The sequence below is a fragment of the Streptomyces sp. P9-2 genome (genome assembly GCF_051903975.1).
Classification (GTDB): domain Bacteria; phylum Actinomycetota; class Actinomycetes; order Streptomycetales; family Streptomycetaceae; genus Streptomyces; species Streptomyces cellulosae.
In genome coordinates this window covers 5,164,855-5,190,980 of the sequence record NZ_CP192633.1, presented here as the reverse complement: position 1 = coordinate 5,190,980, position 26,126 = coordinate 5,164,855, and the positions used below count along the sequence as shown (strand labels likewise).

General features: G+C 74.1%; 19 protein-coding genes and 2 pseudogenes. 17 read left to right on the top strand and 4 right to left on the bottom strand.

Annotation, left to right across the window (positions count from 1 at the left end):
* Position 1 precedes the first annotated feature (1 nt).
* The 16 genes from asnB to ACQY0Z_RS23630 are packed head-to-tail and all read left to right on the top strand — an operon-like array spanning position 2 to position 20,521.
* Complete coding sequence (gene asnB, locus ACQY0Z_RS23705) at positions 2–1,939, top strand: asparagine synthase (glutamine-hydrolyzing) (RefSeq protein ID WP_254586042.1); 1,938 nt, start codon at positions 2–4, stop codon at positions 1,937–1,939.
* A gap of 16 nt (positions 1,940–1,955) precedes the next feature.
* Positions 1,956–4,154, top strand: a complete 2,199-nt coding sequence (locus ACQY0Z_RS23700; protein WP_439812769.1) for a bi-domain-containing oxidoreductase — start codon at positions 1,956–1,958, stop codon at positions 4,152–4,154.
* Positions 4,151–6,094, top strand: a complete 1,944-nt coding sequence (locus ACQY0Z_RS23695; RefSeq protein ID WP_439812768.1) for an alginate lyase family protein — start codon at positions 4,151–4,153, stop codon at positions 6,092–6,094. Before ACQY0Z_RS23700 ends, ACQY0Z_RS23695 begins: the two co-directional genes overlap by 4 nt.
* A gap of 9 nt (positions 6,095–6,103) precedes the next feature.
* The gene (locus ACQY0Z_RS23690; protein ID WP_439812767.1) at positions 6,104–7,681 is read left to right on the top strand and encodes a right-handed parallel beta-helix repeat-containing protein; all 1,578 of its coding nucleotides are present in this window, start codon (positions 6,104–6,106) and stop codon (positions 7,679–7,681) included.
* Complete coding sequence (locus ACQY0Z_RS23685) at positions 7,674–8,927, top strand: O-antigen ligase domain-containing protein (RefSeq protein ID WP_439812766.1); 1,254 nt, start codon at positions 7,674–7,676, stop codon at positions 8,925–8,927. The genes ACQY0Z_RS23690 and ACQY0Z_RS23685 overlap by 8 nt, the downstream gene beginning before the upstream one ends.
* Complete coding sequence (locus ACQY0Z_RS23680) at positions 8,928–10,193, top strand: glycosyltransferase (RefSeq protein ID WP_439812765.1); 1,266 nt, start codon at positions 8,928–8,930, stop codon at positions 10,191–10,193.
* The gene (locus ACQY0Z_RS23675) at positions 10,190–11,425 is read left to right on the top strand and encodes a class I SAM-dependent methyltransferase (RefSeq protein WP_189902278.1); all 1,236 of its coding nucleotides are present in this window, start codon (positions 10,190–10,192) and stop codon (positions 11,423–11,425) included. Before ACQY0Z_RS23680 ends, ACQY0Z_RS23675 begins: the two co-directional genes overlap by 4 nt.
* Positions 11,422–12,222, top strand: coding sequence for a glucose-1-phosphate cytidylyltransferase (locus ACQY0Z_RS23670; RefSeq protein WP_189902281.1), 801 nt, complete (start codon positions 11,422–11,424; stop codon positions 12,220–12,222). The genes ACQY0Z_RS23675 and ACQY0Z_RS23670 overlap by 4 nt, the downstream gene beginning before the upstream one ends.
* Positions 12,219–12,866, top strand: coding sequence for a PIG-L deacetylase family protein (locus ACQY0Z_RS23665; protein ID WP_189902283.1), 648 nt, complete (start codon positions 12,219–12,221; stop codon positions 12,864–12,866). Before ACQY0Z_RS23670 ends, ACQY0Z_RS23665 begins: the two co-directional genes overlap by 4 nt.
* A gap of 4 nt (positions 12,867–12,870) precedes the next feature.
* Positions 12,871–13,896: an NAD-dependent epimerase/dehydratase family protein gene (locus ACQY0Z_RS23660; protein WP_254586035.1), complete on the top strand. Its 1,026-nt coding sequence runs from the start codon at positions 12,871–12,873 to the stop codon at positions 13,894–13,896.
* Positions 13,884–15,167, top strand: coding sequence for a DUF4910 domain-containing protein (locus ACQY0Z_RS23655; protein ID WP_189902287.1), 1,284 nt, complete (start codon positions 13,884–13,886; stop codon positions 15,165–15,167). Before ACQY0Z_RS23660 ends, ACQY0Z_RS23655 begins: the two co-directional genes overlap by 13 nt.
* 5 nt (positions 15,168–15,172) lie before the next feature.
* On the top strand, positions 15,173–16,471 hold the full coding sequence (locus tag ACQY0Z_RS23650) for a hypothetical protein (RefSeq protein ID WP_254586034.1): 1,299 nt from the start codon (positions 15,173–15,175) through the stop codon (positions 16,469–16,471).
* Positions 16,472–16,477: 6 nt separating this feature from the next.
* Positions 16,478–17,425, top strand: coding sequence for a glycosyltransferase family 2 protein (locus ACQY0Z_RS23645; RefSeq protein WP_189902290.1), 948 nt, complete (start codon positions 16,478–16,480; stop codon positions 17,423–17,425).
* 11 nt (positions 17,426–17,436) lie between these two features.
* Positions 17,437–18,642 carry a polysaccharide pyruvyl transferase family protein gene (locus tag ACQY0Z_RS23640; protein WP_189902402.1) on the top strand — a complete coding sequence of 402 codons (1,206 nt, stop codon included), beginning with the start codon at positions 17,437–17,439 and terminating at the stop codon, positions 18,640–18,642.
* Positions 18,639–19,199 carry a dTDP-4-dehydrorhamnose 3,5-epimerase gene (gene rfbC / locus ACQY0Z_RS23635; RefSeq protein ID WP_189902292.1) on the top strand — a complete coding sequence of 187 codons (561 nt, stop codon included), beginning with the start codon at positions 18,639–18,641 and terminating at the stop codon, positions 19,197–19,199. Before ACQY0Z_RS23640 ends, rfbC begins: the two co-directional genes overlap by 4 nt.
* The gene (locus tag ACQY0Z_RS23630; RefSeq protein ID WP_189902293.1) at positions 19,196–20,521 is read left to right on the top strand and encodes a glutamate-1-semialdehyde 2,1-aminomutase; all 1,326 of its coding nucleotides are present in this window, start codon (positions 19,196–19,198) and stop codon (positions 20,519–20,521) included. The genes rfbC and ACQY0Z_RS23630 overlap by 4 nt, the downstream gene beginning before the upstream one ends.
* A gap of 195 nt (positions 20,522–20,716) precedes the next feature.
* Here ACQY0Z_RS23630 and ACQY0Z_RS23625 read toward each other — a convergent pair whose 3' ends face one another.
* Positions 20,717–21,400, bottom strand: coding sequence for a phosphatase PAP2 family protein (locus ACQY0Z_RS23625; protein ID WP_189902295.1), 684 nt, complete (start codon positions 21,398–21,400; stop codon positions 20,717–20,719).
* A 74-nt stretch (positions 21,401–21,474) separates the two neighbouring features.
* Positions 21,475–22,197: pseudogene (locus ACQY0Z_RS23620) on the bottom strand (LLM class flavin-dependent oxidoreductase); the annotation flags it as partial.
* A gap of 19 nt (positions 22,198–22,216) precedes the next feature.
* Here ACQY0Z_RS23620 and ACQY0Z_RS23615 point away from each other — a divergent pair.
* A pseudogene (locus ACQY0Z_RS23615) lies at positions 22,217–24,535 on the top strand (ATP-binding protein); the annotation flags it as partial.
* A gap of 439 nt (positions 24,536–24,974) precedes the next feature.
* On the opposite strand, the gene ACQY0Z_RS23610 reads toward ACQY0Z_RS23615, so the two are convergent.
* Entirely contained in the window at positions 24,975–25,169 is a 195-nt protein-coding gene (locus ACQY0Z_RS23610; RefSeq protein ID WP_161107102.1) for a hypothetical protein, read from the bottom strand.
* 89 nt (positions 25,170–25,258) lie between these two features.
* The gene (locus tag ACQY0Z_RS23605) at positions 25,259–26,059 is read right to left on the bottom strand and encodes an SDR family NAD(P)-dependent oxidoreductase (protein ID WP_347224425.1); all 801 of its coding nucleotides are present in this window, start codon (positions 26,057–26,059) and stop codon (positions 25,259–25,261) included.
* Positions 26,060–26,126 lie beyond the last annotated feature (67 nt).

The window sequence follows — 26,126 nt, the reverse complement described above, 5'->3', positions numbered from 1 at the left end:
CATGTGCGGCATCGCAGGCACGTACCGGTGGCCGGACGGCAAGGCGGTCACCGACCGGCTCACCGAGACCCTCGCCCACCGCGGCCCGGACGGGTCCGGGACGTACGCCCACTCGCTGGGCGACGGCGAGGTGCACCTCGGGCACCGCAGGCTGGCCATCCTCGACCTGTCCGGCACCGGCGCCCAGCCGATGGTGTCGGAGGGTCTGGCCCTCACCTACAACGGCGAGCTGTACAACGCGCCGGAGCTGCGGGCCGAGCTGGAGGGCGCCGGGGTGCGGTTCCGGGGCACCTCGGACACCGAGGTGCTGCTGGAGGCGTGGCGGCGCTGGGGCACGGACTGTCTGCCCCGGCTGCGCGGCATGTTCGCGTTCGCCGTGTTCGACGAGCGCACCGGTGAGCTGGTGCTGGCCCGCGACCAGCTCGGCATCAAGCCGCTGTTCCTGCTGCGGCGCGGTGAAGGGCTGCTGTTCGCCTCGGAGTTGAAGGCGCTGGCGGCGGTGACGGGCGGGTCGCTGGAGGTGGACCCGGCGGCGCTGGTGGCGTCGCTGCTGTACTACTGGGTGCCGGACTCGCGGTGCGCGTTCCGCGGGGCGGAGAAGCTGCCGCCGGGGACCTGGCTGCGGTGCCGCCCCGACGGCTCGGTGCAGCGCGGGCGCTTCTGGGATCTGCGGGAGGTCGCCGCCGAGGGGCAGGAGCGGGCGCGGTCCGGTGATCTGCCGGACCTGGCGGCCGTGGTGGAGGAGTCGACGCGGCTCCATCTGCTGTCCGACGTGCCCGTGGCGACGTTCCTGTCGGGCGGCCTCGACTCCAGCTATCTGACCGCGCTGGCCGCCCGCGACCGGCCGGGCATCCCCGCGTACACGATCGGGTTCCGGGCGGAGGACGCGCGGTTCGAGGCGATGCCGGACGACCTGCGCTACGCCCGCCGGGTCGCCGAGCGGTTCGGGGTGGACCTGCGGGAGATCGAGATCGCCCCGGACGTGCAGGACCTGCTGCCCCGGATGACGTACCACCTGGACGAGCCGGTGGGCGACCCGGCCGCGATCAACACCTTCCTCATCTGCTCGGCCGCCCGCGAGGCCGGGGTGAAGGTGATGCTGTCGGGGATGGGCGCCGACGAGCTGTTCGCCGGGTACCGCAAGCATCTGGCGAATCTGATCGGCGTGCGCTACCGGCGGGTGCCGGCGCCGGTGCGGCGCGGGGTGGCCGCCGCCGTGGACCGGCTGCCGGTCGCGACGAGCCGGCGCGGGCTGCGGTCGGTGCGGTTCGCGAAGCGGTTCCTGTCGTTCGCGGGGCTGCCGGAGGAGACCGCGTTCCGCCGCAGCTACACCCTGTACGACCGCGAGGAGCTGATCGGGCTGCTCGACCCGGACCTGGCCCCGGCGGTGGACGACGTGCTGACCGAGCACGCGGACGTCTACGAGGACAACGCCCTCGACGACTTCGTGAACCGCATGTGCCTGACGGACGCCCGGATGTTCCTGCCGGGCCTCAACCTCGCCTACACCGACCGGTCGAGCATGGCCGCGTCGACCGAGGTGCGGGTGCCGTACGTGGACGTCGAGGTGGTCAGGGCGGCGTTCGCGGTGCCCGGCGCGCGCAAGATCGCCGGGCGGCAGGGCAAGGCGGTGCTCAAGGAGGCGGCCACGACGGTGCTGCCGCGGGAGATCGTGTACCGGCCCAAGGGCCTGTTCAGCGCCCCGCTGCGGGCCTGGATGAGCCGGGACCTCGCACCGCTGGTGCGGGAGGTGGTGCACGACGGTCTCCTGGTCCGTTCCGGCTTCCTGCGCCGGGAGGCGCTGGCGCGCATGGCCGCCGAGGACGCCGCCGGGCAGCGGGACTTCTCCAAGCACCTCTGGCATGTGCTGACCCTCGAGCACTGGTACCGCGACGCGACCTCCAGGGCCGGCCACGACTCCCCCACCTCGACGGCGTAGAGACAAGAGGAACTCCGTGAAACAGGTAGTGCAGAACTACAAGAGCGGTGAGCTGGCGCTGCTCGACGTGCCGGAACCGGGCTGCAAGCCGGGCGGGGTGCTGGTGCGCAGCGCCTTCTCGCTGATCTCCACCGGCACCGAGCTGATGAAGGTGTCCGAGGCCGGCATGTCGATGCTGGGCAAGGCGCGTTCGCGTCCGGACCAGGTGGCGAAGGTCGTGCAGAGCGTCGCCACCAACGGGGTGCCGGCCACGTACCGCAAGGTGATGGGCAAGCTCGACTCGTACACGCCGCTGGGCTATTCGCTGTGCGGGGTGGTGGAGCAGGTCGGCGCCGGGATCGACGACGTGAAGGTCGGCGACCTGGTGGCGTGCGCGGGCAACGAGCACGCGCTGCACGCCGAGCTGAACTGGGTGCCGAAGAACCTCTACGTTCCCGTCCCGGACGGGGTCGCGCCCCGCCACGCGGCGTTCGGCACGGTCGGGTCGATCGCGCTCCAGGGGGTGCGGCAGGGCGAGTCGCGGCTCGGCGAGGTCGCCCTGGTGATCGGTCTGGGGCTGATCGGACAGCTCGTGGTGCAGTTGCTGAACGCCTCCGGGGTGCGGGTGGTCGGCGTGGACCCGGACCCGTCCCGCTGCGAGCTGGCCGAGCGGCTGGGCGCGGCGGCCTGCGGGGACCCGGGCTCGGCGAGCGTGGAGAGCGCGGTCGCCGAACTCACCGGCGGCATGGGCGTGGACCAGGTGTATCTGGCGGCCGGCGGCAGCAGCAACCAGCCGGTGGAGCTGGCCGCGCGGCTGTGCCGGGACCGCGGCCGGGTGATCGACATCGGCAAGTGCCGGCTCGACCTGCCGTGGAACGCGTACTACGAGAAGGAACTCGACGTCCGCTTCTCCCGCAGCTACGGGCCCGGGCGCTACGACCCGGAGTACGAGCTCCAGGGCCGGGACTACCCGATCGGCTACGTCCGCTGGACCGAGCGCCGCAATCTGGCGTGCTTCCTCGACCTGATCGCCCGGGGCGGCGTCGACGTGGAGCCGCTGGTGTCGCACGTCGCCGGCTTCGAGGACGCGGTGGAGACGTACCGGCGGCTCGAGGAGGGCGAACTCAAGGCGGTCGCGGTGCTGTTCCGGTACGCGCCGGGGGAGGACGCGGCCTCCGTCGAGGCGCCGGAGGTGACGGTGCCCAGGGTGCCCGAGGTGGCGCGCCCGTCCGGGCGGACGGCTCCCGCGCGGCGCTCCGGCCCGGTGCGGCTGGCGTTCGTCGGCGCCGGGAACTACGCGTCGTCGATGCTGCTGCCGCATCTGACGGGCCGCGACGGCGTGGAGCTGTCCACGGTCGTCACGACCACGGCGCTGTCCGCGGCCAACGCCCGGCGGAAGTTCGGCTTCGGGAAGGCCACCACCGATCTGGACGCGGTGCTGGGCGACCCGGCCGTGGACGCGGTGTTCGTGGTGACCCGGCACAGCTCGCACGCCGAGCTGACCCGGCGGGCGCTGCTCGCGGGCAAGGCGGTGTTCGTGGAGAAGCCGCTGGCGCTCACCGAGGAGGAACTGGCTTCGGTGCTGGCGGCGGTGGAGGAGTCCGGCAACGACCGGATCCAGGTGGGCTTCAACCGCCGGTTCGCCCCGCTGCTCGGGGAGGCGCGGGAGCTGTTCGGCGCCCGCACCGGCCCGGCGAGCCTGCGCTACCTGGTCAACGCGGGCCGGCTGGACCACGGCAGCTGGTATCTGCGGCAGGACACCGAGGGGTCCCGGTTCGCCGGGGAGGGCGGGCACTTCGTCGACACCGCGAGCTGGCTGCTGGACGCCGACCCGGTGTCGGTGTACGCGACCGCCCCGGCCGGCAACGAGGACCTGCAGATCGTGCTGGGCTACCTGGACGGGTCCACCGCGACGATCAGCTACGTCACCTCCGGCCCCGCGTCCTTCCCGAAGGAGACGCTGGACCTCATCGCGGACGGCAAGGTGCTGCGGCTCGACGACTTCACGCGGGCCTCCGTGTACGACGGGCGGCGCCGGCAGTGGGTCGGCTCACGACTGCCGAAGGCGCGCGACAAGGGGCAGAACGCGGAGCTGGCGGCGTTCGTCAAGGCCGTGCGGACGGGCGGTCCGATGCCGGTGCCGCTGAAGTCCCTGGCCGCAACCACGACGGCCACGCTCGCTGTGCGGACCGCGCTGGCGAGCGGTGTCCCGGTCACCCTGGCGGGGGCGCGATGAGCATGAGCGCGGGGTGGTACCTGCGGCGCCTGTCCCGGATGGGGCCGCGGGAGGCCGGCGGCCGGGCCGTCGACGCGGTGCGCCGGCGGCGGTGGCGGTCGGCGCTGCCCGAGCGGCCGCCGGTGACGGGCGTCCGGTTCACGGCCGTGCTGCCCGAGGGCGCGCTCGCCGCGGTGCACCCGGACGCGGTGAAGCGTCTGGTGGCCGAGGCGGACCGGCTGATGGCGGGGCGCGCCGAGTTCTTCGGGGTGGTCCGCGACGACATGACGGATCCGGACTGGCAGTTCGACCCGAAGACCGGCCGCCGTGCCCCGCTGGACCACGCCTTCGACGTGCCGTACCGGGACGAGGCGACGGTCGGCGACATCAAGCAGATCTGGGAGCCGTCCCGGCACCAGTACCTGACCGTGCTGGCCGCCGCGTACGCGCTCACCGGGAACGACCGGTACGCGGAGCGGGTGGCCGCGCATCTGCGGTCGTGGTGGGAGGCCAACCCGCCGCTGCGGGGCGCCCATTGGGTCAGCGGCATCGAGCTGGGCATCCGGCTGCTGTCGTGGGTGTGGATCCGGAGGCTGCTCGACGGGTGGGCGGGGGCGCCCGCGCTGTTCGAGGAGAACCCGGTGGCGCTGGACCAGATCTGGCACCACCAGCGCTGGCTGGCCGCGTTCCCCAGCCGGGGCTCGTCGGCGAACAACCACGCGGTCGCCGAGGCGGCCGGGCAGCTCGCCGCGTCCTGCGCGCTCGGCTGGTTCCCGTACTCGCCCCGGTGGCGGGCGGACGCGCTGCGCGACCTGGACCGGCATCTGCGCGCCAACACCTTCCTCTCGGGGATCAACCGGGAGCTGGCGAGCGAGTACCACGGGCTGGTGCTGGAGCTGGGCCTGGCCGCGGTGGCCGAGGCGGACGCCGCGGGCGTGGCCGTGCCCGCGACCACGCGGCTGGTGCTGCTGCGGATGACGGACGCGCTCGCGGCCGTCGTCGACAACCGGCTCCGTCCGCCCCGTCAGGGCGACGCGGACGACGGGCACGGGCTGGTGCTCGACGGCCCGGACACCGACCGCTGGGGGTCGCTGCTGGCCACCGGCGAGGCGGTGTTCGGCCGGCTCGCCTGGTGGCCCGAGGTGCCCGGCGCCGATGTCCGCACCCCGCTGCTGGCCTCGCTGACCGAGCCGTACGGCGCGGGCGTGGCGCGTCCGGAGAAACGGCCCGCGCACTTCGCGGACGCGGGGCTGACCGTGCTGCGAGGGCCCGGGGACATCTGGTGCCGCTGCGACGGCGGACCGCATGGCTTCCTGTCGATCGCCGCGCACGCCCACGCGGACGCGCTGTCGGTGGAGGTGCGGCACGACGGGGTGGACGTGCTGGCCGACCCGGGCACGTACTGCTACCACGGCCAGCCGGAGTGGCGGAGCTACTTCAGGTCGACGCTCGGCCACAACACGCTCGAGGCGGGCGGCCGGGACCAGTCGGTGTCCGGCGGTCCGTTCCTGTGGACGCGGCCCGCCGTGACCCGGGTGCTGAAGGTGGACACGGACGGGGAGGAGGCGGCGCGCTGGTGCGCCGAGCACGACGGCTACCGGCCGCTGCTGCACCGGCGGCAGGTCGACGTCACGTACGAGAGCCGTGAGGTGCGGATCACCGACACGGTGAGCGGGGACCGCCGGGAGGTGCGTCTGGCGTTCCACCTCGGCCCGTCGGTGACGGCGGAGCTGGAGGGCAGCCGGGCGCGGCTCAGCTGGACGCGGGACGGGGAGGACCGCTCGGCGGTGCTCGACCTGCCGGACGGGCTCACCTGGCGGTCGCACCGCGGGGAGAGCGGACCCCCGTTGGGCTGGTACTCGCCCGGGTTCGGGCGCAAGGTGCCGAGCACCACGCTGGCCGGCAGCGGATCCGTCGACGGGACGGCCGAGTTCACCACCGTTCTCGGGTTCGACGGCTAGGGGTCTGTGATGGGTCTGTGTGGAGGGGACGTGCGCCGGTGGCGGCGCTGGGCGTCGGCGGCCGGGCTGGCGCTGGCGCTGGTGGCGACCGCCGGGTGCGAGAGCACGCCCGCGCCGGGGACGACGCCGGACGGTCCGTCACGGGCGGACGCGCGCACGCGGCCGGAGGACTCCGGCGGGGCGCCGCGGTCCGTGGCCCGGGTGTGCGACAAGCCGAAGCCCGGACCGTCGAAGGCGCCGTCCGGCGCGGTGACCGTGGACCCCTCGGTGCCCGGCGACCTCTCCGCGAAGACCAGCTCCAGCCCGGCCGGCACGACCTTCTGGCTGAAGCCCGGGAAGCACCGCCTGGCCGACGACCGGTACGCGCAGGTGGAGCCCAAGGACGGCGACACCTACATCGGCGCGCCCGGCGCGGTCCTCGACGGCCGGAAGACCAACCAGTACGCGTTCGGCGGCGGCGCGCGCGACGTGACCATCCGGCATCTGACCGTGCAGGGGTTCGTCGCGCCGCACGACGAGGGCGTGGTGAACCACGACTCGGCCGACGGCTGGGTGATCGAGCACTCCCGGGTCCAGTTCAACTCCGGCGCCGGGCTGATGGCCGGGTCCGGGCAGCAGGTGCGGGCGAGCTGCCTGCGCGGCAACGGCCAGTACGGCATGAACGCCTACAAGGGGTCGGGTCCGCTGCGTGACCTGGTGCTGGAGGGCAACGAGATCACCGACAACAACCGGCACGACTGGGAGACGAAGCGGCCCGGCTGCGGCTGCACCGGCGGCGTGAAGTTCTGGGCGGTCGACGGGGCGGACGTGCGCGGCAACTGGGTGCACGGCAACCGCGGCACCGGACTGTGGGCGGACACCAACAACAACGACTTCCTGATCGAGGGCAACGTCCTGGAGGACAACCAGGGCGCCGCCCTGATGTACGAGACCAGCTACAACGCGGTGATCAGGAACAACACCATCCGGCGGAACAACTGGGCGGAGGGCAGGCGGTACGCCGAGCGCGGCGACACCTTCCCGTTCGCCACCGTCTACATCTCCGAGTCCGGCGGCGAGCCGCGGGTGAAGGCCCGCACGGACACGCTGGAGATCTCCGGGAACCTCTTCGAGGACAACTGGAACGCGATCACCCTGTGGGAGAACGCCGACCGGTTCTGCAACAGCCCCGCCAACACCTCCTCGGCCGACTGCACGCTGCTCGTCGACGACATCGACCGCTGCGCGCGGCCTGGCATCACCAAGGCGCCGCTGTACACGGACTGCCGGTGGCGGACCCAGCGGGTGGACGTCCACCACAACCGGTTCCTGCTGGACAAGTCGGCGATGGACTGCACGTCGATGTGCGACCGCATGGCGGTCCTCGCCAACTACGGCACCTATCCGGACTGGTCGCCGTACATGGGCGAGAAGGTCGCCGACGCGATCACCCTGAAGCAGCACAACCGCTGGCGCAGCAACGTCTACGAGGGGCCGTGGACGTTCGTCGCGCACGACCCGAGCGGGGAGCTGGACTTCCAGGAGTGGCGGGGCGCGCCGTACCGGCAGGACGCGGGGAGCGCCTTCCGCGCCGGGGACGGTGGTTGACGTGCGGGTGGAGCACACGCCGAGGACGGTCGGGACGGTGTGGGGGCTGCTGGTCCTCAACACCCTCGGCTCCACGGGCGCGGAGACCATCGTGCCGCTGCCCCGGTCACTGATCCAGATGGTGACCATGGGCGCCCTGGTCGCCGCGTTCGCGCTGGCACTGGCCATGAACCTACGGCTGCGGGTGCGGCCCAGCGCGTTCCTGCTGCTGCTCAGTCTCCTGCTGGTGCCGAGCCTGATCTCCAGCGTCGATCTGAGCGCCGGGTTCGGGGCGCTGTTCCGGTGCGGCCGGTTCGCGGTGTTCGTGGCCACGCTGTGGCTGGTCAGCCGCTGGTGGGACGGCTCCACCACGTTCGTGCGGTACCACATCCGCTGGTACTTCCTGGTGCTGTGCTCGGTCGCCGCCGGTCTGGTGCTGTCGCCGGGCGCGGCCCTGCCCGACCTGTACGGCGGCCGCCTGGTGGGCGCGCTGTGGCCGCTGACGCCGCCGCAGATCGGCCAGTACGCGGCGGTGGTCGTGGGGCTCGCGGTGCTGCTGGTCCTCGGCCGGCGCACCGACCGGCGGAGCGCGGCGCTGGTGATCGTGCCGTCGCTGGGGCTGCTCGCCCTCACGCACACCCGGACGGCGACGATCGGGCTGCTCGCGGGTCTGGTGGTGGCGATCGGCTCGATGGTGCTGACCAGCGCCGCCGCCCGCCGCTGGTTCGGCTGGGCGCTGGTGTGCGCGGCGGTCGCCGCGGTCGCGTTCGGGTCTCTGCTGCAGGCGTGGTTCCTGCGCGGGCAGACCGAGGAGAACTTCTCCACCCTCACCGGCCGCGCCAAGGTGTGGGAGGCGCTGCTGGACGCGCCGCGCACAGGCGTGGAGCGGCTGTTCGGCGTGGGGCTCGGCGACAAGTCGTTCGACGGGCTGCCCATCGACAACAGCTGGCTCGCCGTCTACCACGAACAGGGCCTGCTGGGCGTGGCGTTGGTGGCCGCGTTCGTGCTGGTGCCGGCCTCGGTGGCGCTGCTGCGGCCGCCGTCGCTCGCGCGGGCCTGCGCCCTGTTCCTGATCACCTACTGCGGGCTCGCCTCGTACACGGAGGCGGGGCTGGGCGACGCGTCGCCGTACCTGCTGCATCTGGCGCTGGCGGCCTCGCTGCTGACGGCGCCCACCGCACCGCCCGCGCCGGAGGCGGAGCCGCCTGCGCCGGAGCCCGTCCGCAGGACCGTCGCGCGGCCGGTCCGCGGCAAGGAGGTGGCGTGAATGCACGTCATGGTGGTGCACAACCGCTACGCGTCGGCGCAGCCGAGCGGCGAGAACAAGGTCGTCGACCAGGAGGTGGCGCTGCTGCGGGAGGCCGGCCATCGGGTCGGGGTGTTCGAGCGGCGCAGCGACGAGATCGCCGCCCGCTCGCTGCCCGCGAAGGCGGCGATCCCGCTGCTGGTGCCGTGGAACCCGGCGGTGCGCGCCCGGCTGGCGGAGCGGCTGCGCGCCGAGCGTCCCGACGTGGTGCACCTGCACAACGTGTTCCCGCTGCTGTCGCCCGCGGTGATCGCCGCGTGCGCGGACGCCGGGGTGCCGGCCGTCGCCACGCTGCACAACTACACGCAGGTGTGCCCGCCGGGCACCCTGCACCGGGACGGCTCGCCGTGCACCGCGTGCGTGGGGCGGGCGCCGCTGCCCGCCGTGAGGCACGGCTGCTACCGCGACTCCCGGCTGGCGACCGTGCCGTTGGCGGTCAGCCTGTCCGTCAACCGGCGGCGCTGGTGGTCGGGCGTGGAACGGTTCTTCTGCATCTCGGCCGCGCAGCGCGAGGTGCTGGTGGGCGCCGGGATGCCGGGCGAACGGCTCGTGGTGAAGCACAACTTCGTGCCGGAGACGGACGTGCGCCGCACCGGCCCGGGCGAGCACCTGCTGTACCTGGGGCGGCTCGCCGAGGTGAAGGGCGTGCGGCTGCTGATGGCCGCGTGGGACGCGCTCGCCGCCGCCGGCGGGGTCGGTGTGCCGCTGGTGATCGCCGGCACGGGCCCGCTGGAGGCGGAGGTCGCGGCCTGGGCGGCGGGCCGGGACGACGTGCGCTACGTCGGCCTGTACGACCGGGCGCGGTGCCGTGAGGCCGTCGCGGGGGCGGTGGCCGTGGTGGCGCCGTCGACCTGGAAGGAGGCGTTCGGCCTGGTGGTCGTGGAGGCGATGGCGGCGGGTGTGCCGGCCGTCGCCGCCGGGCACGGCGCGTTCACCGAGCTGGTCGAGGACGGGGTGACCGGGCTGCTGCACCGGCCGGACGACGCCGCGTCGCTGGCGGCCGCGCTGCGCCGGATCACCGCGGACGGCGGTGGCAACCGGGAGATGGGCCGGGCGGCCCGGCTCCGCTACGAGCGGGGCTTCAGCCCCGAGGTGGGGCTGGCGCGCCTGGAGGAGGGGTACCGCGCCGCGATCGTGGGACACGGCGGGGCGGACCCGTCGCGAGGGGACACGCACACGGGCTCGCGCCGGGGGGACCTGCGCGAGCGGGATGGGGGAAGCAGATGACACGTTGCCGACTGTGCGGTTCGACGGCGCTGGAGAGCGTCGTCGACCTGGGGGCGACCCCGCCGTGCGAGAGCTTTCTCGCCGCGGAGCGGCTGGACGCGCCCGAGCAGACATACCCGCTGCACCTGCGGGTGTGCACGGACTGCCGGCTGGCGCAGATCCCGCCGCTGATCACACCGGAGGACACGTTCAGCGAGTACGCGTACTTCTCGTCGTACTCCTCGTCCTGGGTGGAGCACGCGCGGGCCTTCGTCGAGGACGCGGCGGCGCGGCTGGGGCTCGGCGGGGACTCCTTCGTGGTGGAGGTGGCGAGCAACGACGGCTATCTGCTGCGGCACGTGGTGGACCGGGGCATCCGCTGCCTGGGCGTCGAGCCGTCGGTGAACGTCGGCGCGGCGGCGCGGGAGGCGGGCGTGCCCACGCACACCGCGTTCCTGAGCCCGGAGACGGGCGCGGAGGTGCGCGCCGAGCACGGGCCCGCGGACCTGGTCGTCGCCAACAACGTGTACGCGCACATCCCGGACGTCATCGGCTTCACGAAGGGCCTGCGCGCCCTGGTCGCGGACGACGGCTGGGTGTCGATCGAGGTGCAGCACCTGCTGACCCTGATCGAGGAGAACCAGTACGACACGATCTACCACGAGCACTTCCAGTACTACACGGTCGCCTCCGCGATCCGGGCGCTGGCGAGCGGCGGTCTCGCCCTGGTGGACGTGGAGCTGCTGCCCACGCACGGAGGTTCGCTCCGGCTGTGGGCGCGGCCCGAGGAGACGGCCGGGGAGCCCAGCCGGCGGGTGGCCGATGTCCTGGCACGGGAGAAGGCCGCCGGACTGCAGGAGCTGTCCGGGTACACCGAGTTCTCCGCCCGGGTGGCCAAGGTGCGCCGGGACCTGCTGCGGTTCCTGGTGACCGCGGCCGAGGAGGGCAGGACGGTCGTCGGGTACGGGGCGCCCGGCAAGGGCAACACGCTGCTCAACCACTGCGGCATCCGGCCCGACCTGCTGGCGTACACGGTGGACCGCAACCCGTACAAGCACGGCCGGTACACGCCGGGCACGCGCATCCCGATCCTGCCGCCGGAGCGGATCGCCGCCGACCGGCCGGACTACGTGCTGGTGCTGCCGTGGAACCTGCGCGCCGAGCTGACCGAGCAGCTGGCGTACGTGCACGAGTGGGGCGGCCGGCTGGTCTTCCCCATCCCGGAACTGAGCATTGTCGAGGTCGAGCGATGAAGGTCGTACTGTTCTGCGGCGGTTACGGGATGCGCATGCGCGCCGGGGCGAACGACGACATACCCAAGCCGATGGCGATGGTCGGCCCGCGCCCGCTGATCTGGCACGTGATGCGCTACTACGCGCACTACGGGCACAAGGAGTTCATCCTGTGCCTGGGCTACGGCGCCCACCACATCAAGAACTTCTTCCTCACCTACGAGGAGACCGTCTCCAACGACTTCGTGCTGCGCGGCGGCCGCACCGAGCTGCTGTCCACCGACATCGCGGACTGGACCGTCACGTTCGCGCAGACCGGCATCGAGTCGCCCATCGGGGAGCGGCTGCGCCGGGTGCGGGAGCATCTGGACGGCGACGAGATGTTCCTCGCCAACTACGCGGACGTGCTCACCGACGCCCCGCTGCCGGAGATGATCGACCGGTTCTCCCGCCGGGACGCGGGCGCGTCGATGATGGTGGTGCCGCCGCAGTCGTCGTTCCACTGCGTGGAGCTGGGCCAGGACGGCCTGGTGGGCGGCATCACCCCGGTGAGCGAGCTGCCGCTGTGGGAGAACGGCGGCTACTTCGTGCTGCGCCAGGAGATCTTCGACCACATCCCGGAGAACGGAGATCTCGTCGCCGACGGGTGTGCCCAACTGGCCAAGCGGGGAAGGCTCGTCGCACACCGGCACCGCGGCTTCTGGCAGCCGACCGACACGGTCAAGGAGCGCACGGCGCTGGACGAGGCCTACGCCCGGGGGGACCGTCCGTGGGCCGTGTGGGAGCGGGAGCGTACGGGGGCGGGGGTGAGCGCGTGATCCGGCTGGGAACCGGGCGTCTCGAGCGGGTCGTCGCGGTGGGCGCGCACTGCGACGACATCGCCATCGGCGTCGGCGGCACCCTGCTGACCCTGTGCCGGGCCCGCCCGGGCCTCCGGGTCGACGCGCTGGTGCTGTCGGGCGGCGGCACGGAGCGCGAGCAGGAGGAGCAGCAGGCGCTGGCCGCGTTCTGTCCGGGCGCCGACCTCAGGCTGACCGTGGACAAGATGCCCGACGGCCGGCTGCCCGCGCACTGGGCGGAGGCCAAGGCCGCCGTCGAGGAGCTGCGCGCCCGCACCGAGCCCGACCTGGTGCTCGCCCCGCGCACCGAGGACGCGCACCAGGACCACCGCGGCCTGGCGAAGCTGATGACCACCGCGTTCCGCGACCATCTCGTGCTGGGCTACGAGATCGTCAAGTGGGACGGGGACCTGGGCCGTCCGGTGGTGTACCAGCCGCTGACGCCCGACACGGCCGAGGACAAGGTGCGGCTGCTGCAGGAGCACTACCCCTCGCAGCGGCACCGGCCCTGGTACGACCGGGAGGCCTTCCTGGGGCTCGCCCGGATCCGCGGCATCGAGAGCCACGCCCGGTACGCCGAGGCGTTCTCCGTCACCAAACTCACTGTCGACCTGGGGGGTTGAAACCTTGCGCGTACTGCTCACCGGACACCAGGGCTATCTGGGCACCGTGATGGCCCCGGTGCTCACGGCCGCCGGACACGAGGTCGTCGGGCTGGACGCCGGCCTGTTCGCCGACTGCGTGCTGGGGCCGACGCCCGCGGACCCCCCGGGGACGCGGGTGGACCTGCGGGACGTCACGGCCGGCCATGTGGCCGGGGTGGACGCCGTGATCCACCTGGCCGCCCTGTCCAACGACCCGCTGGGGGCGCTGGCGCCGGAACTCACCTACGACATCAACCACCACGCGTCCGTGCGGCTGGCGAAGCTGGCCCGCGACGCGGGGGTGCGGCGCTTCCTGTACGCCTCGACCTGCTCGGTCTACGGCGCGGCGGGCGGCGACGAACTGGTGGCCGAGGACGCCCCGCTGCGCCCGGTGACGCCGTACGCCGAGTCCAAGGTGCGGGTCGAGGACGACCTGCACGAACTGGCCGACGACGACTTCAGCCCGGTCCACATGCGCAACGCGACCGCCTTCGGCTACTCGCCCCGGCTGCGCGCGGACATCGTGCTGAACAACCTGGTGGGGCACGCCCTGCTGTCCGGCGAGGTGCTGGTGCTGTCCGACGGCACGCCGTGGCGTCCGCTGGTGCACGCCGCGGACATCGCCCGCGCGTTCCTGGCCGCCCTGGAGGCACCCCGGGAGGCGGTGCACGACACGGCGTTCAACATCGGCAGCGAGACCAACAACGTCACGGTCGCGGAGATCGCCCAGCAGGTCGCGGACGCGGTGGACGGCTCCAAGGTGGTCATCACCGGGGAGACGGGCGCCGACCCGCGCTCCTACCGGGTGGACTTCTCCCGCTTCCGCGAGGCGATCCCCGGCTTCGAATGCGAGTGGTCCGTGAAGCGCGGCGCGCTCGAACTGGCGGACGCCTACCGGACGCACGGGCTGACCCGGGAGGCGTTCGAGCAGCGGTTCACCCGGCTCGCCGTGCTGCGCGCCGCGTCGGACGCGGGCACGGTCGACGACACCCTGCGGTGGCGGTCGTGACCACGCCGGGCGAGGAGATGCACGCCCTGGTGGAGCGGATGTACCCGCTCTGCCGGAGCATCACCGGCGACGGGGTGCGCGCCACCCTGGACGTCGTCGGGGAGCATCTGCCGCTGGAGGTGCACGAGGTGCCCACCGGCACGCAGGTGCTGGACTGGACGGTGCCGCAGGAGTGGAACGTCCGGGAGGCGTGGATCGCCGACCCGTCCGGGCGGCGGGTCGTCGACCTCGCCGACTCCAGCCTGCACGTCCTCGGGTACAGCGTGCCGGTGTCGGCGCGGATGCCCCTGTCGGAGCTGCGCCCGCATCTGCACACCCTGCCCGGGCACCCGAAGTGGGTTCCGTACCGCACCAGTTACTACAAGCCGGACTGGGGGTTCTGTCTCGCGCAGGAGACCCTGGACGCGCTGCCGGACGGCGAGTACGAGGTGCGGATCGACTCCACGCTGGCGGACGGACACCTCACCTACGCCGAGCACGTGGTGCCGGGTCAGGTGCCCGACGAGGTGCTCGTCTCCAGCCACGTCTGCCACCCGTCGCTGGCCAACGACAACCTGGCCGGCATCGCGGTGGCGACGTTCCTCGCCCGGTCGCTGGCCGAGGGCACGCCGTACCACACGTACCGGTTCCTGTTCGCGCCCGGCACCATCGGGGCGATCACCTGGCTGGCCCGCAACGCCGGCCGGGTGGAGCGGGTGCAGCACGGTCTTGTGCTGGCCTGCGCGGGCGACCGCGGCTCGCTGACGTACAAGCGCAGCAGGCGCGGGGACGCGGAGATCGACCGGGTGATGCGGTACGTGCTGGAGACGTCCGGACGGCCGCACGAGATACGGGAGTTCACCCCGTACGGCTACGACGAGCGGCAGTTCTGCTCGCCGGGCTTCAACCTGGGGGTGGGGTCGCTCAGCCGGACCCCGTACGCCGGCTACCCGGAGTACCACACCTCGGCGGACGACCTGGACTTCGTGACGCCGGAGGCCATGGAGGACACCCTCGCCGTGTGCCGGGAGGCGTTCGCCGTGCTCGACCGGAACCGGCGGTACGTCAACCTCAGCCCTTACGGGGAACCGCAGTTGGGCCGACGCGGGCTCTACGGGGCGCTCGGCGGGCGCAGCGACGCGCAGGAGGCCCAGATGGCGATGCTGTGGGTGCTCAGCCTCTCCGACGGCGAGCACGGTCTGCTGGACGTGGCCGAGCGGGCCGGTCTGCCGTTCGACACCGTCGTCGCGGCGGCCGACGCCCTGCACGGCGCCGGACTGGTCAAGGCGTGAGGCCGATGGCCGCCGAGGAGGACAGGACGACGACAGCGGCGCCGGCGGCGCGCCCGGCCCGCACCGTCACGCGGGCCGTCGCGGGCCGCCTGTCGTGGGGGCTCGCCGACCAGGCGGCCTCCAGCCTGTCCAACTTCGCCGTGGGCGTGTACGTGGCGCGCTCGCTGGGACTGACCGCGTTCGGCGTGTTCAGCCTGGCCTGGGTGACCTACGGCGTGGTGCTCAGCGTCTCCCGGGGCCTGGCCACCGACCCGCTCGTGGTGCGGTTCAGCGGCGTGTCCGAGGCGTCCTGGCGGCAGGCGGTGTCCCGCTCCACGGGCACCTCCCTGGGCGTCGGCATGGTCATCGGCGCGCTGTGCGTGGCGCTCTGGCCGCTGCTCGGCGGCAGCGTGGGCGCCGCGTTCGCCTGCCTGGGCGTGGTGCTGCCCGGGCTGCTGCTCCAGGACGCCTGGCGGTACTCGTTCTTCGCGGCCGGCGTCGGCCGGAAGGCGTTCGTCAACGACGTGGTGTGGGGCGTGGCGCTGATCCCCGCCATGGTCGTGGCGGCGCGGGCGGGCACCGTGCCCGCGTTCGTGCTCGCCTGGGGCGGCTCGGCCGCGGTGGCGGGCGCGTACGGCTGGGCGCAGTCCGGCATCCGGCCCCGGCTCACCGGGGCCCGGCTGTGGATCCGCGACCACCGTGACCTCGGCTACCGCTACCTGGTCGAGAACACCTGCGTGAGCGGCGCGGGCCAGCTGCGCGCGTACGGGCTCGGCGCCATCGTCGGCGTCGGCGCGGTCGGCGTCGTCCGGGGCGCCGAACTGCTGCAGGGCCCGTTCCTGGCCGTGCTGATGGGGCTGACGCTGGTCACCGTGGCCGAGGCGGCGCGGATGCTGAGGCAGGCCCCGCACCGGCTCGGCCGGTTCTGCTTCTTCCTGGGCGGCGGCCAGGCGGTCGCCGCCCTGCTGTGGGGCTGCGTGCTGCTGCTGATGCCGGACCGGGCCGGGGAGCTGGTCCTGGGAGACGTCTGGCCCGCCGCCAAGGAACTCATTGTTCCGGCCACCCTCAGTGTCGCGGGGGCCGGTGTCGGTACCGGAGCGGCCGCCGGGCTGCGCGCACTCGGCGCGGCCCGGCTCAGTCTCCGGTGCCAGATCTTCGCGTCCGTCTGCTACGTGGGGCTCGGGATCGGCGGTGCGGCCCTCGGCGGCACCGTCGGCTCGGCCTGGGGGGCCGCCGCCGCGTCCGTGTGCGGTTCGGCCGCGTGGTGGCTGCACCTGAGGATCGCACTGCGCGAGCACCACCGAGATCTCTCATCCGTGAAGTGAGGACGTATGACCGCGCAACCCCGGCTGAGCATCGGCCTACCCGTGTACAACGGCGAGGAGTACCTCGCCGAGTCGCTCGAGGCCCTGCTCGGCCAGACGTACGAGGACTTCGAGCTGGTCGTCACCGACAACGCGTCGACCGACGGGACCCAGGACATCTGCCGGCGCTACGCCGAGCAGGACTCCCGGATCCGGTACATCCGGCTGACCCGGAACATCGGCGCCGCGCCGAACCACAACTACGTCTTCACCCAGTGCCGCGGCGAGCTGTTCAAGTGGGCCTCGCACGACGACCTGTACGCCCGTGACCTGCTGAAGCGCTGCGTGGAGGCGCTGGACGAGCACCCGGACGTGATCCTCGCCCACAGCGACCAGGCGGTCATCGACGCCGACGGCAAGGTCAAGGTGCCCTACGCGTACACGCTGAACACCGGCTCGCCGCACGCGCCCGAGCGGTTCCGCAGCCTGCTGTTCGAGCCCGGCGGCGACGACTTCTACGGCGTGATGCGCGCCGACGTGCTGCGCCGGGTCAAGCCGCACGACAGCTACCACCACGCGGACCGCACGTTCGTCGCCGAGATCACCCTGCACGGCCGCTTCCACCAGGTGCCGGAACTGCTGTACTTCCGCCGCGACCACCCCACCCGTGCCGAGCGGGCCAACCCGTCCAAGCGCGCCCGCTGCGTCAACCTGGACCCGCGCCGGGCAGGACCGCTGCACCCGACGCCCCGGCTGCTCGCCGAGTACGTGTGGGGGTTCGTGTCGGCGGTGCAACGGGCGCCGCTGTCCCCCGCCGACCGGCGCGCCTGCTACCGGCACCTCGCCTCGTGGGCGACCAGCCGGGTCCGGCCGGGCGCCGGCGAGCGGGTCGAGGACCGGGCCCCGGTGGACCCGGCCGCGCTGGACATCTCCGTCGACGCCCTGGTCGCCGGCCGCGAGAGGGGTGGCGCGTGACGTCTCCCCGGGTGGGCCTCTTCGGTCTGTTCGGCTCCGGGAACGTCGGCAACGACGGCTCACTGGTGGCTGTCCTCGACCATCTGCGCGCCGACCGTCCGGACGCGGAGGTGGACGCCCTGTGCGGCGGCCCCGAGACCGTCACGGCCCGGTACGGGATACCGGCCGCGCGCCTGCACTGGTTCCGCGGCGAGTACCGCACGGCGTCGCGCCCGGGCGACCTCGCGGGCAAGGCCGTGGGCAAGCTCGTGGACGCCTTCCGCATCGCGGCCTGGGTGCGCCGGCACGACCTGGTGATCGTGCCCGGCACCGGCATCCTGGAGAGCACCCTGCCGCTGCGGCCGTGGGGCATGCCGTACTCGCTGTTCCTGGTGTGCGCGGCCGGGCGCCTGCTGCGCACCCCGGTCGCGCTGGTCGGGGTCGGGGCGTCCGAGACGGGCAGCCGTCCGGTGCGGACGCTGACCCGCTGGGCGGCGCGGCTGGCCGCGTACCGGTCGTACCGGGACACGCTGTCGCGGGACGCGATACGGGCGATGGGCGCGGACACCCGGCGCGACGAGGTCTACGCCGACCTGGTGTTCGCCCTGCCGACACCGCCGCCGGGCGACCCGTCGGGTCCGCCGGGACCGGTGTGCGTGGGCGTCATGGACTTCGGCGGCAGCAACGACGAACGGGACAGGGCGGACGAGCTGCGCCGCCGCTACCTGGACGGCATGACGCGGTTCGTGCGCGCGCTGGCCGAGGAGGGCAGGCCGGTACGGCTGCTCACCGGTGACGACGTGGACCGGCCGGTGACCGAGGCGATCCTCGAGGCGGTCGACTCGCCGCTGGTGACCGCCGCCGCGACGGCGTCGCTGGGTGACCTGATGAAGGAGATGGCGGTCGCGGACACGGTGGTGGCGACCCGCTATCACAACCTGGTGTGCGCGCTGAAGGTCGGCACCCCGGCGCTCGCCGTGAGCTACGCGGCGAAGAGCGACCGGCTGATGGCCGACATGGGGCTGGGCGAGCACTGCCACCCGGCGCGGGACATCGACGCGGGCCGGCTGCTGGAGCAGTTCCGCGCGCTGGAGCGGAACCGGGCGGAGGTCCGGCGGACCCTCGCGGAGGGCAACCCGGTGCTGGCCGGGCGCGTCCGCCGGCAGTTCGAGGCGCTGAACGCGCTCTTACCGGCGTCCGGCGCCGCACCCGACCACGCACGACAGGAGACCCCATGAAGGTGACCGAGGTCCCGGCGATCGCCGGGGCATTTCTGTTCGAGCCGACACCCTTCACCGACGAACGCGGCCTCTTCTGCCGCACGTTCGACGCGGACGTGGTGCGTTCCGTGGGCATCGACCCGGACGCCTTCGTCCAGGACAGCCTCTCCCGTTCGGTGCGGGGCGTGGTGCGCGGCATGCATCTGCGGTCCGGCGAGGGCGAGGCGAAACTGGTCCGCTGCTCGTACGGCCGGATCTTCGACGTGGTGGTGGACCTGCGGCCCGGCTCGCCGACGTACCTGGGCCGCGCCACGGTCGAGCTGTCCGGGGACACGCAGGCCACCTTGTACGTTCCGGCGGGCTGCGCGCACGGCTTCCAGGCGCTGACGGAGACCGCCGACACGTCGTACCGGATCGACCGCGAGCACGACCCCTCGGAGGACGTGACGATCGCGTTCGACGACCCCGAACTGGCCGTTCCCTGGCCGCTTCCGGTCACGCTGACGTCCGAACGGGACCGCAAGGCGCCCGGCCTGGCGGAGGTGCTGAGGACGCTGGAGGTGAAGGCGCCATGAGCGGTGAGGAGTTCGAGCTGCCCGTGTCCCGGGCGGTGAACGAGCGGCTGCACGCGGCGATCCCGGGCGGCGCGCACACGTACGCCAAGGGCGACGACCAGTACCCGCAGGACCTGGCGCCGGTCATCAGCCACGGACGCGGCGCCCATGTGTGGGACGTCGACGGCAACGAGTACATCGAGTACGGCTCGGGGCTGCGGTCGGTGAGCCTCGGGCACGCCCATCCGCGGGTGCTGGAGGCGGTGCGGCGGGAGCTGGACCGGGGCAGCAACTTCGTGCGCCCGTCGGTGATGGAGGCGGAGGCGGCGGAGCGGTTCCTCGCCACGGTGCCGACCGCCGAGATGGTGAAGTTCGCGAAGAACGGCTCCGACGCGACCACGGCGGCGGTGCGGCTGGCGCGCGCCGTCACCGGGCGCACGCGGGTGGCGCTCTGCGCGGACCATCCGTTCTTCTCGGTGGACGACTGGTTCATCGGCACCACGCCGATGTCGGCGGGCATCCCGTCGGGGACCACGGATCTGACGGTGACGTTCCCGTACGGCGATCTGACCGCCGTGGAGGCGCTGTTCGACCGGTACCCGGGCGAGATCGCCTGCCTGATCCTGGAGCCCGCCACCCAGACCGAGCCGCCCCCGGGCTACCTCGCCGGCCTGCGCGACCTCGCGCACCGTCACGGCAGCGTGCTGGTCTTCGACGAGATGATCACCGGCTTCCGCTGGTCCGAGGCGGGCGCACAGGGCCTGTACGGGGTGACCCCCGACCTGTCCACCTTCGGCAAGGCGCTGGGCAACGGCTTCGCGGTGTCCGCGCTGGCCGGGCGCCGCGAGCTGATGGAGCGGGGCGGGCTGCGGCACGACGGCGACCGGGTGTTCCTGCTGTCCACCACGCACGGCGCGGAGACGCACGCCCTGGCGGCGGCGACGGCCGTGCAGACGACCTACGTGGAGGAGGGTGTCACCGCGCGGCTGCACGCGCTGGGCGAGCGGCTGGCCGCGGGCGTGCGGGACGCGGCGGCCGCGATGGGCGTCGCCGACCATGTGGTGGTCCGGGGCCGCGCCAGCAACCTCGTGTTCGCGACGCTGGACGCGCGGGGCCGGCCGTCGCAGGAGTACCGGACGCTGTTCCTGCGACGGTTGCTCATGGGCGGGGTGCTGGCCCCGTCGTTCGTGGTGAGCGGCGCGCTGGAGGAGGCCGACGTCGACCGCACGGTGGACGTGGTCGGCCAGGCGTGCGCGGTGTACCGCAAGGCGCTGGACGCGGGCGATCCGACACCGTGGCTGGGGGGCCGGCCGGTGCGGCCGGTGTTCCGTCCGAGGGCGTGAGAGCGGAGGGCGTGAGCTGAGGGCGTGAGCTGAGGGGCGCCGGTCCTCGGACCGACGCCCCGTCCTCCGGGCATCGGGCGCCGGACGAAAGCGTCCCGGCCCGGGCGTCCCGGCCCGGGCGTCCCGGCCAGGGCGTCCCAGCCCGGGGCGTCCCAGCCCGGGGCGTCCCGGCCAGGGGCCGACGGCGATGTGCCGTCACCTCATGTGCCGACGGCGGGAGTCGGCCGCCCGGTCGATGACCCACGCCGCCGCCGGCACCACCGCCAGGGCGGTGCAGCAGCCGCCCACCGTGTCGGTCGGGTAGTGCGCCCCGGTGGCGACCTGGGCCCAGCCCATGAGGGCGCCGGCGGCGGATGCGGCGGCCAGGGCGAGGGCGGTGCCGGACGTCGGGCCGAGACCGAACCGCCCTGCCGCGAGCAGCGCCAGGGCCAGGGCGAACGCCGTGAGGAAGGCGGTGTGCCCGCTCGGGAAGGCCAGGTTGTCGTCGCCGTTGATGGTGCGGGCGGCGAGCGGCTTGAGCAGCCGTGTCGCACCGACGGCGAGCGCGGGACCGGCGAGCAGCAGCACGGCGGCGCGAGGCCTCCGGGCCCTCAGGCAGGCGACGACACCGGCCGTGAGCAGCAGGAGCGCGCCTCCGGGGTCGCCCAGGAAGTCCGTCGCGTTGGCGATGTCCCACCAGGGCGCCCCGACCCCGTACGCGGCCGCCCCGAGCCGGGCGTCCGTCCGCCCCGGCCCGGCGTCACCGGCGTACCGGACGCCGAGCAGGACGACCACGAGCCCGGCGAACACGGCGACAACGGCAAGACGCCCGCGCATCGCCACAGGCAGCACCGCCGCAGCGGTCACCTTGCCGTCCGTCACCGTCACCGTGCCGCCCACCCCCGTGCGATGCCCCCTTTTTTCAGGTTAACCGACGGTGGAGCGGGCGGAGTTGGCTCCCGTGGCCGCCTTGCTCACCCCGCCCTCGGGTACCGGCTGACCGGGCGGGGCAGACCGAGGTGGCCGCGGAGGGTGGTGCTGTCGTAGGCCGTGCGGAAGACGCCTCGGCGCTGGAGTTCGGGGACCAGGCCCCGGGTGATCGCCGTCAGGTCGTGCGGCAGGGCGGCGGGGCGGAGACGGAAGCCGTCCAGGCCGGCGGCGCGCCAGTCGAGGAGGAGGCCGGCGAGTTCGGCGGGGGTGCCGGTGAAGATCTCCGCGTCGGATCGCAGGGCGGTTCCGGCCCGTTCGTCGAGGCGGGCCAGACGGCGGGCGGCGGCGCCGGGGCGTTCGTCGAGGACGACGAGGAGGTCGGCGAGGACGCGCAGCGGGCGTTCGGTCCGGTCGCGTCCGGCATCCGCCACCGCCGCGTCCACCTGGCCGAGGATCGCCGCGGCGCCCTCCCGGTCGTGCGGGGTGACGGTGACGACGTCGGAGGCGGCGGCCGCGAACGCGTACGGGACGGAGGCGTGGGCGAGGCTCACCACGGGCGGCTGGCCCTGCGGGCCGCGCGGGGTGATCGAGGGGCCCTTGACGCTGAACCACCGTCCCTCGAAGTCGATGTGGTGGACCTTGTCGCGGTCGAGGAAGCGGCCGGTGGCCGCGTCCCGTATCTCCGCGTCGTCCTCCCAGCTGTCCCAGAGCCGCCGCACCGCCTCCACCACGTCGGCGGCCTCGTCGAAGAGTTCACGCAGCCGGGCGGCGATCTTGCGGGACGGCATGGACGACGTCCGGCTCGTGGAGTTCTCCGGCCTTCGCGCCGGCGCCGCCGCCGACCTCGCGCAGGTCGTCGCCGCCGCCCTGGGCGTCCGGGACGACACCCCCGCACCGCTGCCCGGCACCGGCGCGGCCACCCCCTCGCTGCCGCACCGCCTGGCCGCCGTGCTGCGCGACCGCCGCACCCTGCTCGTCCTGGACAACTGCGAGCACGTCGTCGACGCCGCCGCCGAACTCGCCGGACTGCTGCTCGGGGCCACCCCCGGCCTGCGGATCCTCGCCACCGGCCAGGAACCGCTCGGGCTGCCGGGCGAGGCGGTGTTCCTGGTCGAGCCGCTGTCCCCGGAGGACGCGGTACGGCTGTTCATGGAGCGGGCGGCTGCCGCTGCCCCCGGTTTCCCGCGCGATCCCGGCGCGCCGGACGAGCCCGACCGGCGGGCGGTCGCCGAGATCTGCCGCCGCCTCGACGGCATCCCGCTCGCCCTGGAACTCGCCGCGACCCGCGTACGGGCGTTGGGCGTACGGGAGTTGGCGTCGCGGCTGCACGACCGGTTCCGGGTGCTGACGTCCGGGCGGCGCGGCGCCCCCGCGCGCCAGCAGACGCTGCGGGCGATGATCGACTGGAGCTGGGAGCTGCTCAGCGCGCCCGAACGCATCGTGCTGCGGCGGCTGGCCGCGCACCGCGACGGCTGCGACCTGGAGGCCGCGGAGGCGGTGTGCGCCGGGGACGGCGTCTCCCGCGAGGAGGTCCCGGACCTCGTCACGCGGCTGGTGGACCGGTCGCTGGTGGTGGTCGCGGACGGCCCGACCGGGCCGCGCTACCGGCTGCTGAAGTCGGTCGCCGCGTACGCCGTCGAGCGGCTGCGGGAGATGGAGGACCTCGCCGCCGTACGGGACCGGCATCTGCGGCACTATCGCGAACTGGCGGAGCGCGCCGAGCCGTTGCTGCGGGGGGACGGGCAGCGGGCGTGGCTGACGCGACTGGACGCGGAGGCGGGCAACCTGCGGGCGGCGCTGGACGAGGCGGTGCGGCGGGCGGAGGCGGGCGAGCCCGGGGACGCGGTGCGGCTGGCGACGGCGCTGGCGTGGTGGTGGCTGCTGCGCGGCCGCCTCACCGAGGCCCGCCGCAGCCTCGCCGCGGTGACGGCGGCCTCCCCCGACGACCCGGCGTACGCCGAACTCGGGCTGCTGCACACGGCGTTCGCACTGCTGACCGGGGACCACACGGTGGCCGACGGGACACCGGGGGCGGGCTGCGGCGCGGATGACCGCCTCGCGGCGGCCGGGGAGGCCGTGCCCGACCCGGTGCGGCGGGCCCGCGCGCTGTGGCTGTGCGCGTACGGGCTGTTCAGCGCGGGCGACGCGGACGACGCGGAGAAGCTCAACGACCGCACCCTTGCCCTGTTCACCGACGCACGGGACGACTGGGGCACGGCCGCCGCGCTGGGGCTGCGGGCCACGCTGGCGCTGGTGCGCGGGGACCTCGCCGGACTGGGCCGCGACGGCGGGCGCAGCGCCCGGATCTTCCGCGAACTCGGGGACCGGTGGGGGGAGTTGCAGACAGTCTCGCCGCTCGCCGCGCTCGCGGAGATCAAGGGCGCGTACGCGGACGCCGAGCGGCGTCAGCACGAAGGGCTGCGGATGGCACGGGAGTTGGGGCTGGAGGCGGAGGTGTCCGCGCGGCTGTCCGGGCTCGGGCGGCTGGCGCTGCTGGCCGGGGACTGGGACCGCGCCCGCGAGCTGCACGAGCGGGCCCGCCGGATCGCCGTCGAGCAGGGCTACAAGTACGGGGAGATCCACTCCGGGATGGGTCTGGCGCTGGGGGCGCGCCGCTCGGGCGACCTGGACGCGGCCGAGGCGCAGCTGCTGCGGCTCCGTGACGCCTACGCGGACGTGTCCTCGGACGCGGGCGACCACCTGCTCCGGGCGGAGCTGGGCTTCGTCGCGGAGCTGCGGGGCGACGCGGAGGCGGCGGCCGCGTACCACGAGGAGAGCCTGGAGATCGCCCGCACGCTCGCCGAGCCGCGTGCGCTGGCGCTGTCCCTGGAGGGGCTGGCGGGTGCGGCGGCCCTGGCCGGTACGACGGCGGGGGCGTCCGCGGCTGCGGTGCTTCTGGGCGCGGCGGCCGGGGCCCGCGCGGGGGCGGGGGCGCCGCTGCCGCGCGCGGAGCGCGGGGACGTCGACCGGATCACGGGGGCGGCCCGGGCGGTGCTGGGGGAGACGGCGTTCTCGGAGGGGTATGCGCGGGGTGGCGCGATGGCCCCGGAGGAGGCGGTCCAGGAGGCCCGGACGGTTGGCGCCCTGGGGGTGCGGGCGCATTGACACGCCTGACCTGCGGGGCGGCGGCCTCCGGGTAACCGGGGCGGGCAGGGCGCCCCGCCTCCTCCGCCGGTCACGCGGCACAGTGCGACGCGTCTCTGCCGCGCGAACTGACGGCGACGGCTCCCCGAAGACGTCCGGCGACGACGTGAACCGGCGGCCGCACGCCGACGGCCCCGCGGGCGCGCCCCGGCGGCCCAGCGAGGAAGACGGCCGCACTTCGGCCGCGACCACCCCACCGGGCCCACCCACTGCCGACCGGCCCACCTCCGCCTCCACTGCCGGTCACCCGGCACGCTAGCGACCCGCCCACCGGGTCCACCCGTACCGCGTCGGGCCGACGCCAAGGCCTGCACCGGAGACGGGCGCGGCCGACACCACCGGTGTCGGACACGCGAGGGGCGCGCCCATCCCTGGGTGCGCCCCTCGCGATCACCGACCCCTACTCCGGATGGTCCGGCCGCTGCTCCGGCGGCTTGCCGCCACCCCGTCCGCCGCCCTTGTTGCCGCGGTCGGTGCCGTGGGCGCGGCCGCCCGCGCCGCGGCCGGGCTGGGACGCCTTGCGGGCCTCGCTGTCCTGCGGTGTGGCCGCACCCTTTTCACTGCGCCGCAGCTCGGGCTGTTGCGGGTTCGACATCGGATTCCTCCTCGCGTCGCCTGCGCCTCGTAGCGCGCCTGCCGTGCACGGGTGTCTCGTGCGGGCGCGCCGAAACACCCGCCCCGTTCTCAGTCCCGTGGTCCCTCGCCCGTCCCCGGCTCGGCGAGGCGCCGGTGGGCCGCCGCCTTCACGCCGTCGGGCAGCACCTTCCCGGCCAGGCCCTGCGCCTTCGTCATCAGCGACCCGGTGACGGCCTTCTTCCGGCCCTTCACGATCGCCTCGAACGCCTGCTCGGCAACCTGGGCCGCCGCGTCCTTCTCCATGGTGCCCATGCGGGTGTCGTCCGCCATGTCCGCCCGGTCGAAGAACTCCGTATCCGTCGGTCCCGGCATGAAGGCGGTGACCGTCACCCCGGTGTCCTTCACCTCCTCCGCCAGCGCCTGCGCGAAGGACTGCACGAACGACTTGGAGGCGTTGTAGACCGGCTGGAAGGAGCCCGGCATCTGGGAGGCGACGGACGAGGTGAAGGCGAGCCGTCCCTCGCCGCGCGCCACCATCGCCCGCAGCAGCGGCTTGGCCAGCCGTACGGTCGCGGTGACGTCGAGGTCGATGACCGCCTGGTCGTCGGTGAGGTCGGTGTCGACGAAGGCGCCGCCCTGGCCCACCCCGGCGTTCAGGACGGCGACGTCCACGGTCAGGCCGTCGAGCGCGTCGAGGAGCAGGAAGCGCCCCTCCCCCGTCCGCAGGTCGGCGCGTACCGCCCGTACCTCCGCACCGGACTCCCGCAGCCGCTCCGCCGCCGCCTCCAGCTCCTCGTCCTCGGCGTTCACCACGAGGTCGTAGCCGTGCGCCGCGAACTGCCGGGCCAGCTCGAGGCCGATGCCGCTGGACGCGCCGGTGATCAGTGCCAGGGGGCGTGTGTCAGTCATGCCGGACGGGTAACCCCGCCCGCCCGGGTCACGCACCCCAGGCCCCCACCGGCGACGTTTCCCCCAC

Excerpts from the sequence above, each read along its gene's own strand:
- ACQY0Z_RS23610 (WP_161107102.1), bottom strand. The coding sequence starts at position 25,169 with ATGTCGAACCCGCAACAGCCCGAGCTGCGGCGCAGTGAAAAGGGTGCG.
- ACQY0Z_RS23675 (WP_189902278.1), top strand. The coding sequence starts at position 10,190 with ATGACACGTTGCCGACTGTGCGGTTCGACGGCGCTGGAGAGCGTCGTC.
- rfbC (WP_189902292.1), top strand. The coding sequence starts at position 18,639 with ATGAAGGTGACCGAGGTCCCGGCGATCGCCGGGGCATTTCTGTTCGAG.
- ACQY0Z_RS23695 (WP_439812768.1), top strand. The coding sequence starts at position 4,151 with ATGAGCATGAGCGCGGGGTGGTACCTGCGGCGCCTGTCCCGGATGGGG.
- ACQY0Z_RS23680 (WP_439812765.1), top strand. The coding sequence starts at position 8,928 with ATGCACGTCATGGTGGTGCACAACCGCTACGCGTCGGCGCAGCCGAGC.
- ACQY0Z_RS23690 (WP_439812767.1), top strand. The coding sequence starts at position 6,104 with ATGGGTCTGTGTGGAGGGGACGTGCGCCGGTGGCGGCGCTGGGCGTCG.
- ACQY0Z_RS23650 (WP_254586034.1), top strand. The coding sequence starts at position 15,173 with ATGGCCGCCGAGGAGGACAGGACGACGACAGCGGCGCCGGCGGCGCGC.
- ACQY0Z_RS23630 (WP_189902293.1), top strand. The coding sequence starts at position 19,196 with ATGAGCGGTGAGGAGTTCGAGCTGCCCGTGTCCCGGGCGGTGAACGAG.
- ACQY0Z_RS23645 (WP_189902290.1), top strand. The coding sequence starts at position 16,478 with ATGACCGCGCAACCCCGGCTGAGCATCGGCCTACCCGTGTACAACGGC.
- ACQY0Z_RS23605 (WP_347224425.1), bottom strand. The coding sequence starts at position 26,059 with ATGACTGACACACGCCCCCTGGCACTGATCACCGGCGCGTCCAGCGGC.
- asnB (WP_254586042.1), top strand. The coding sequence starts at position 2 with ATGTGCGGCATCGCAGGCACGTACCGGTGGCCGGACGGCAAGGCGGTC.
- ACQY0Z_RS23670 (WP_189902281.1), top strand. The coding sequence starts at position 11,422 with ATGAAGGTCGTACTGTTCTGCGGCGGTTACGGGATGCGCATGCGCGCC.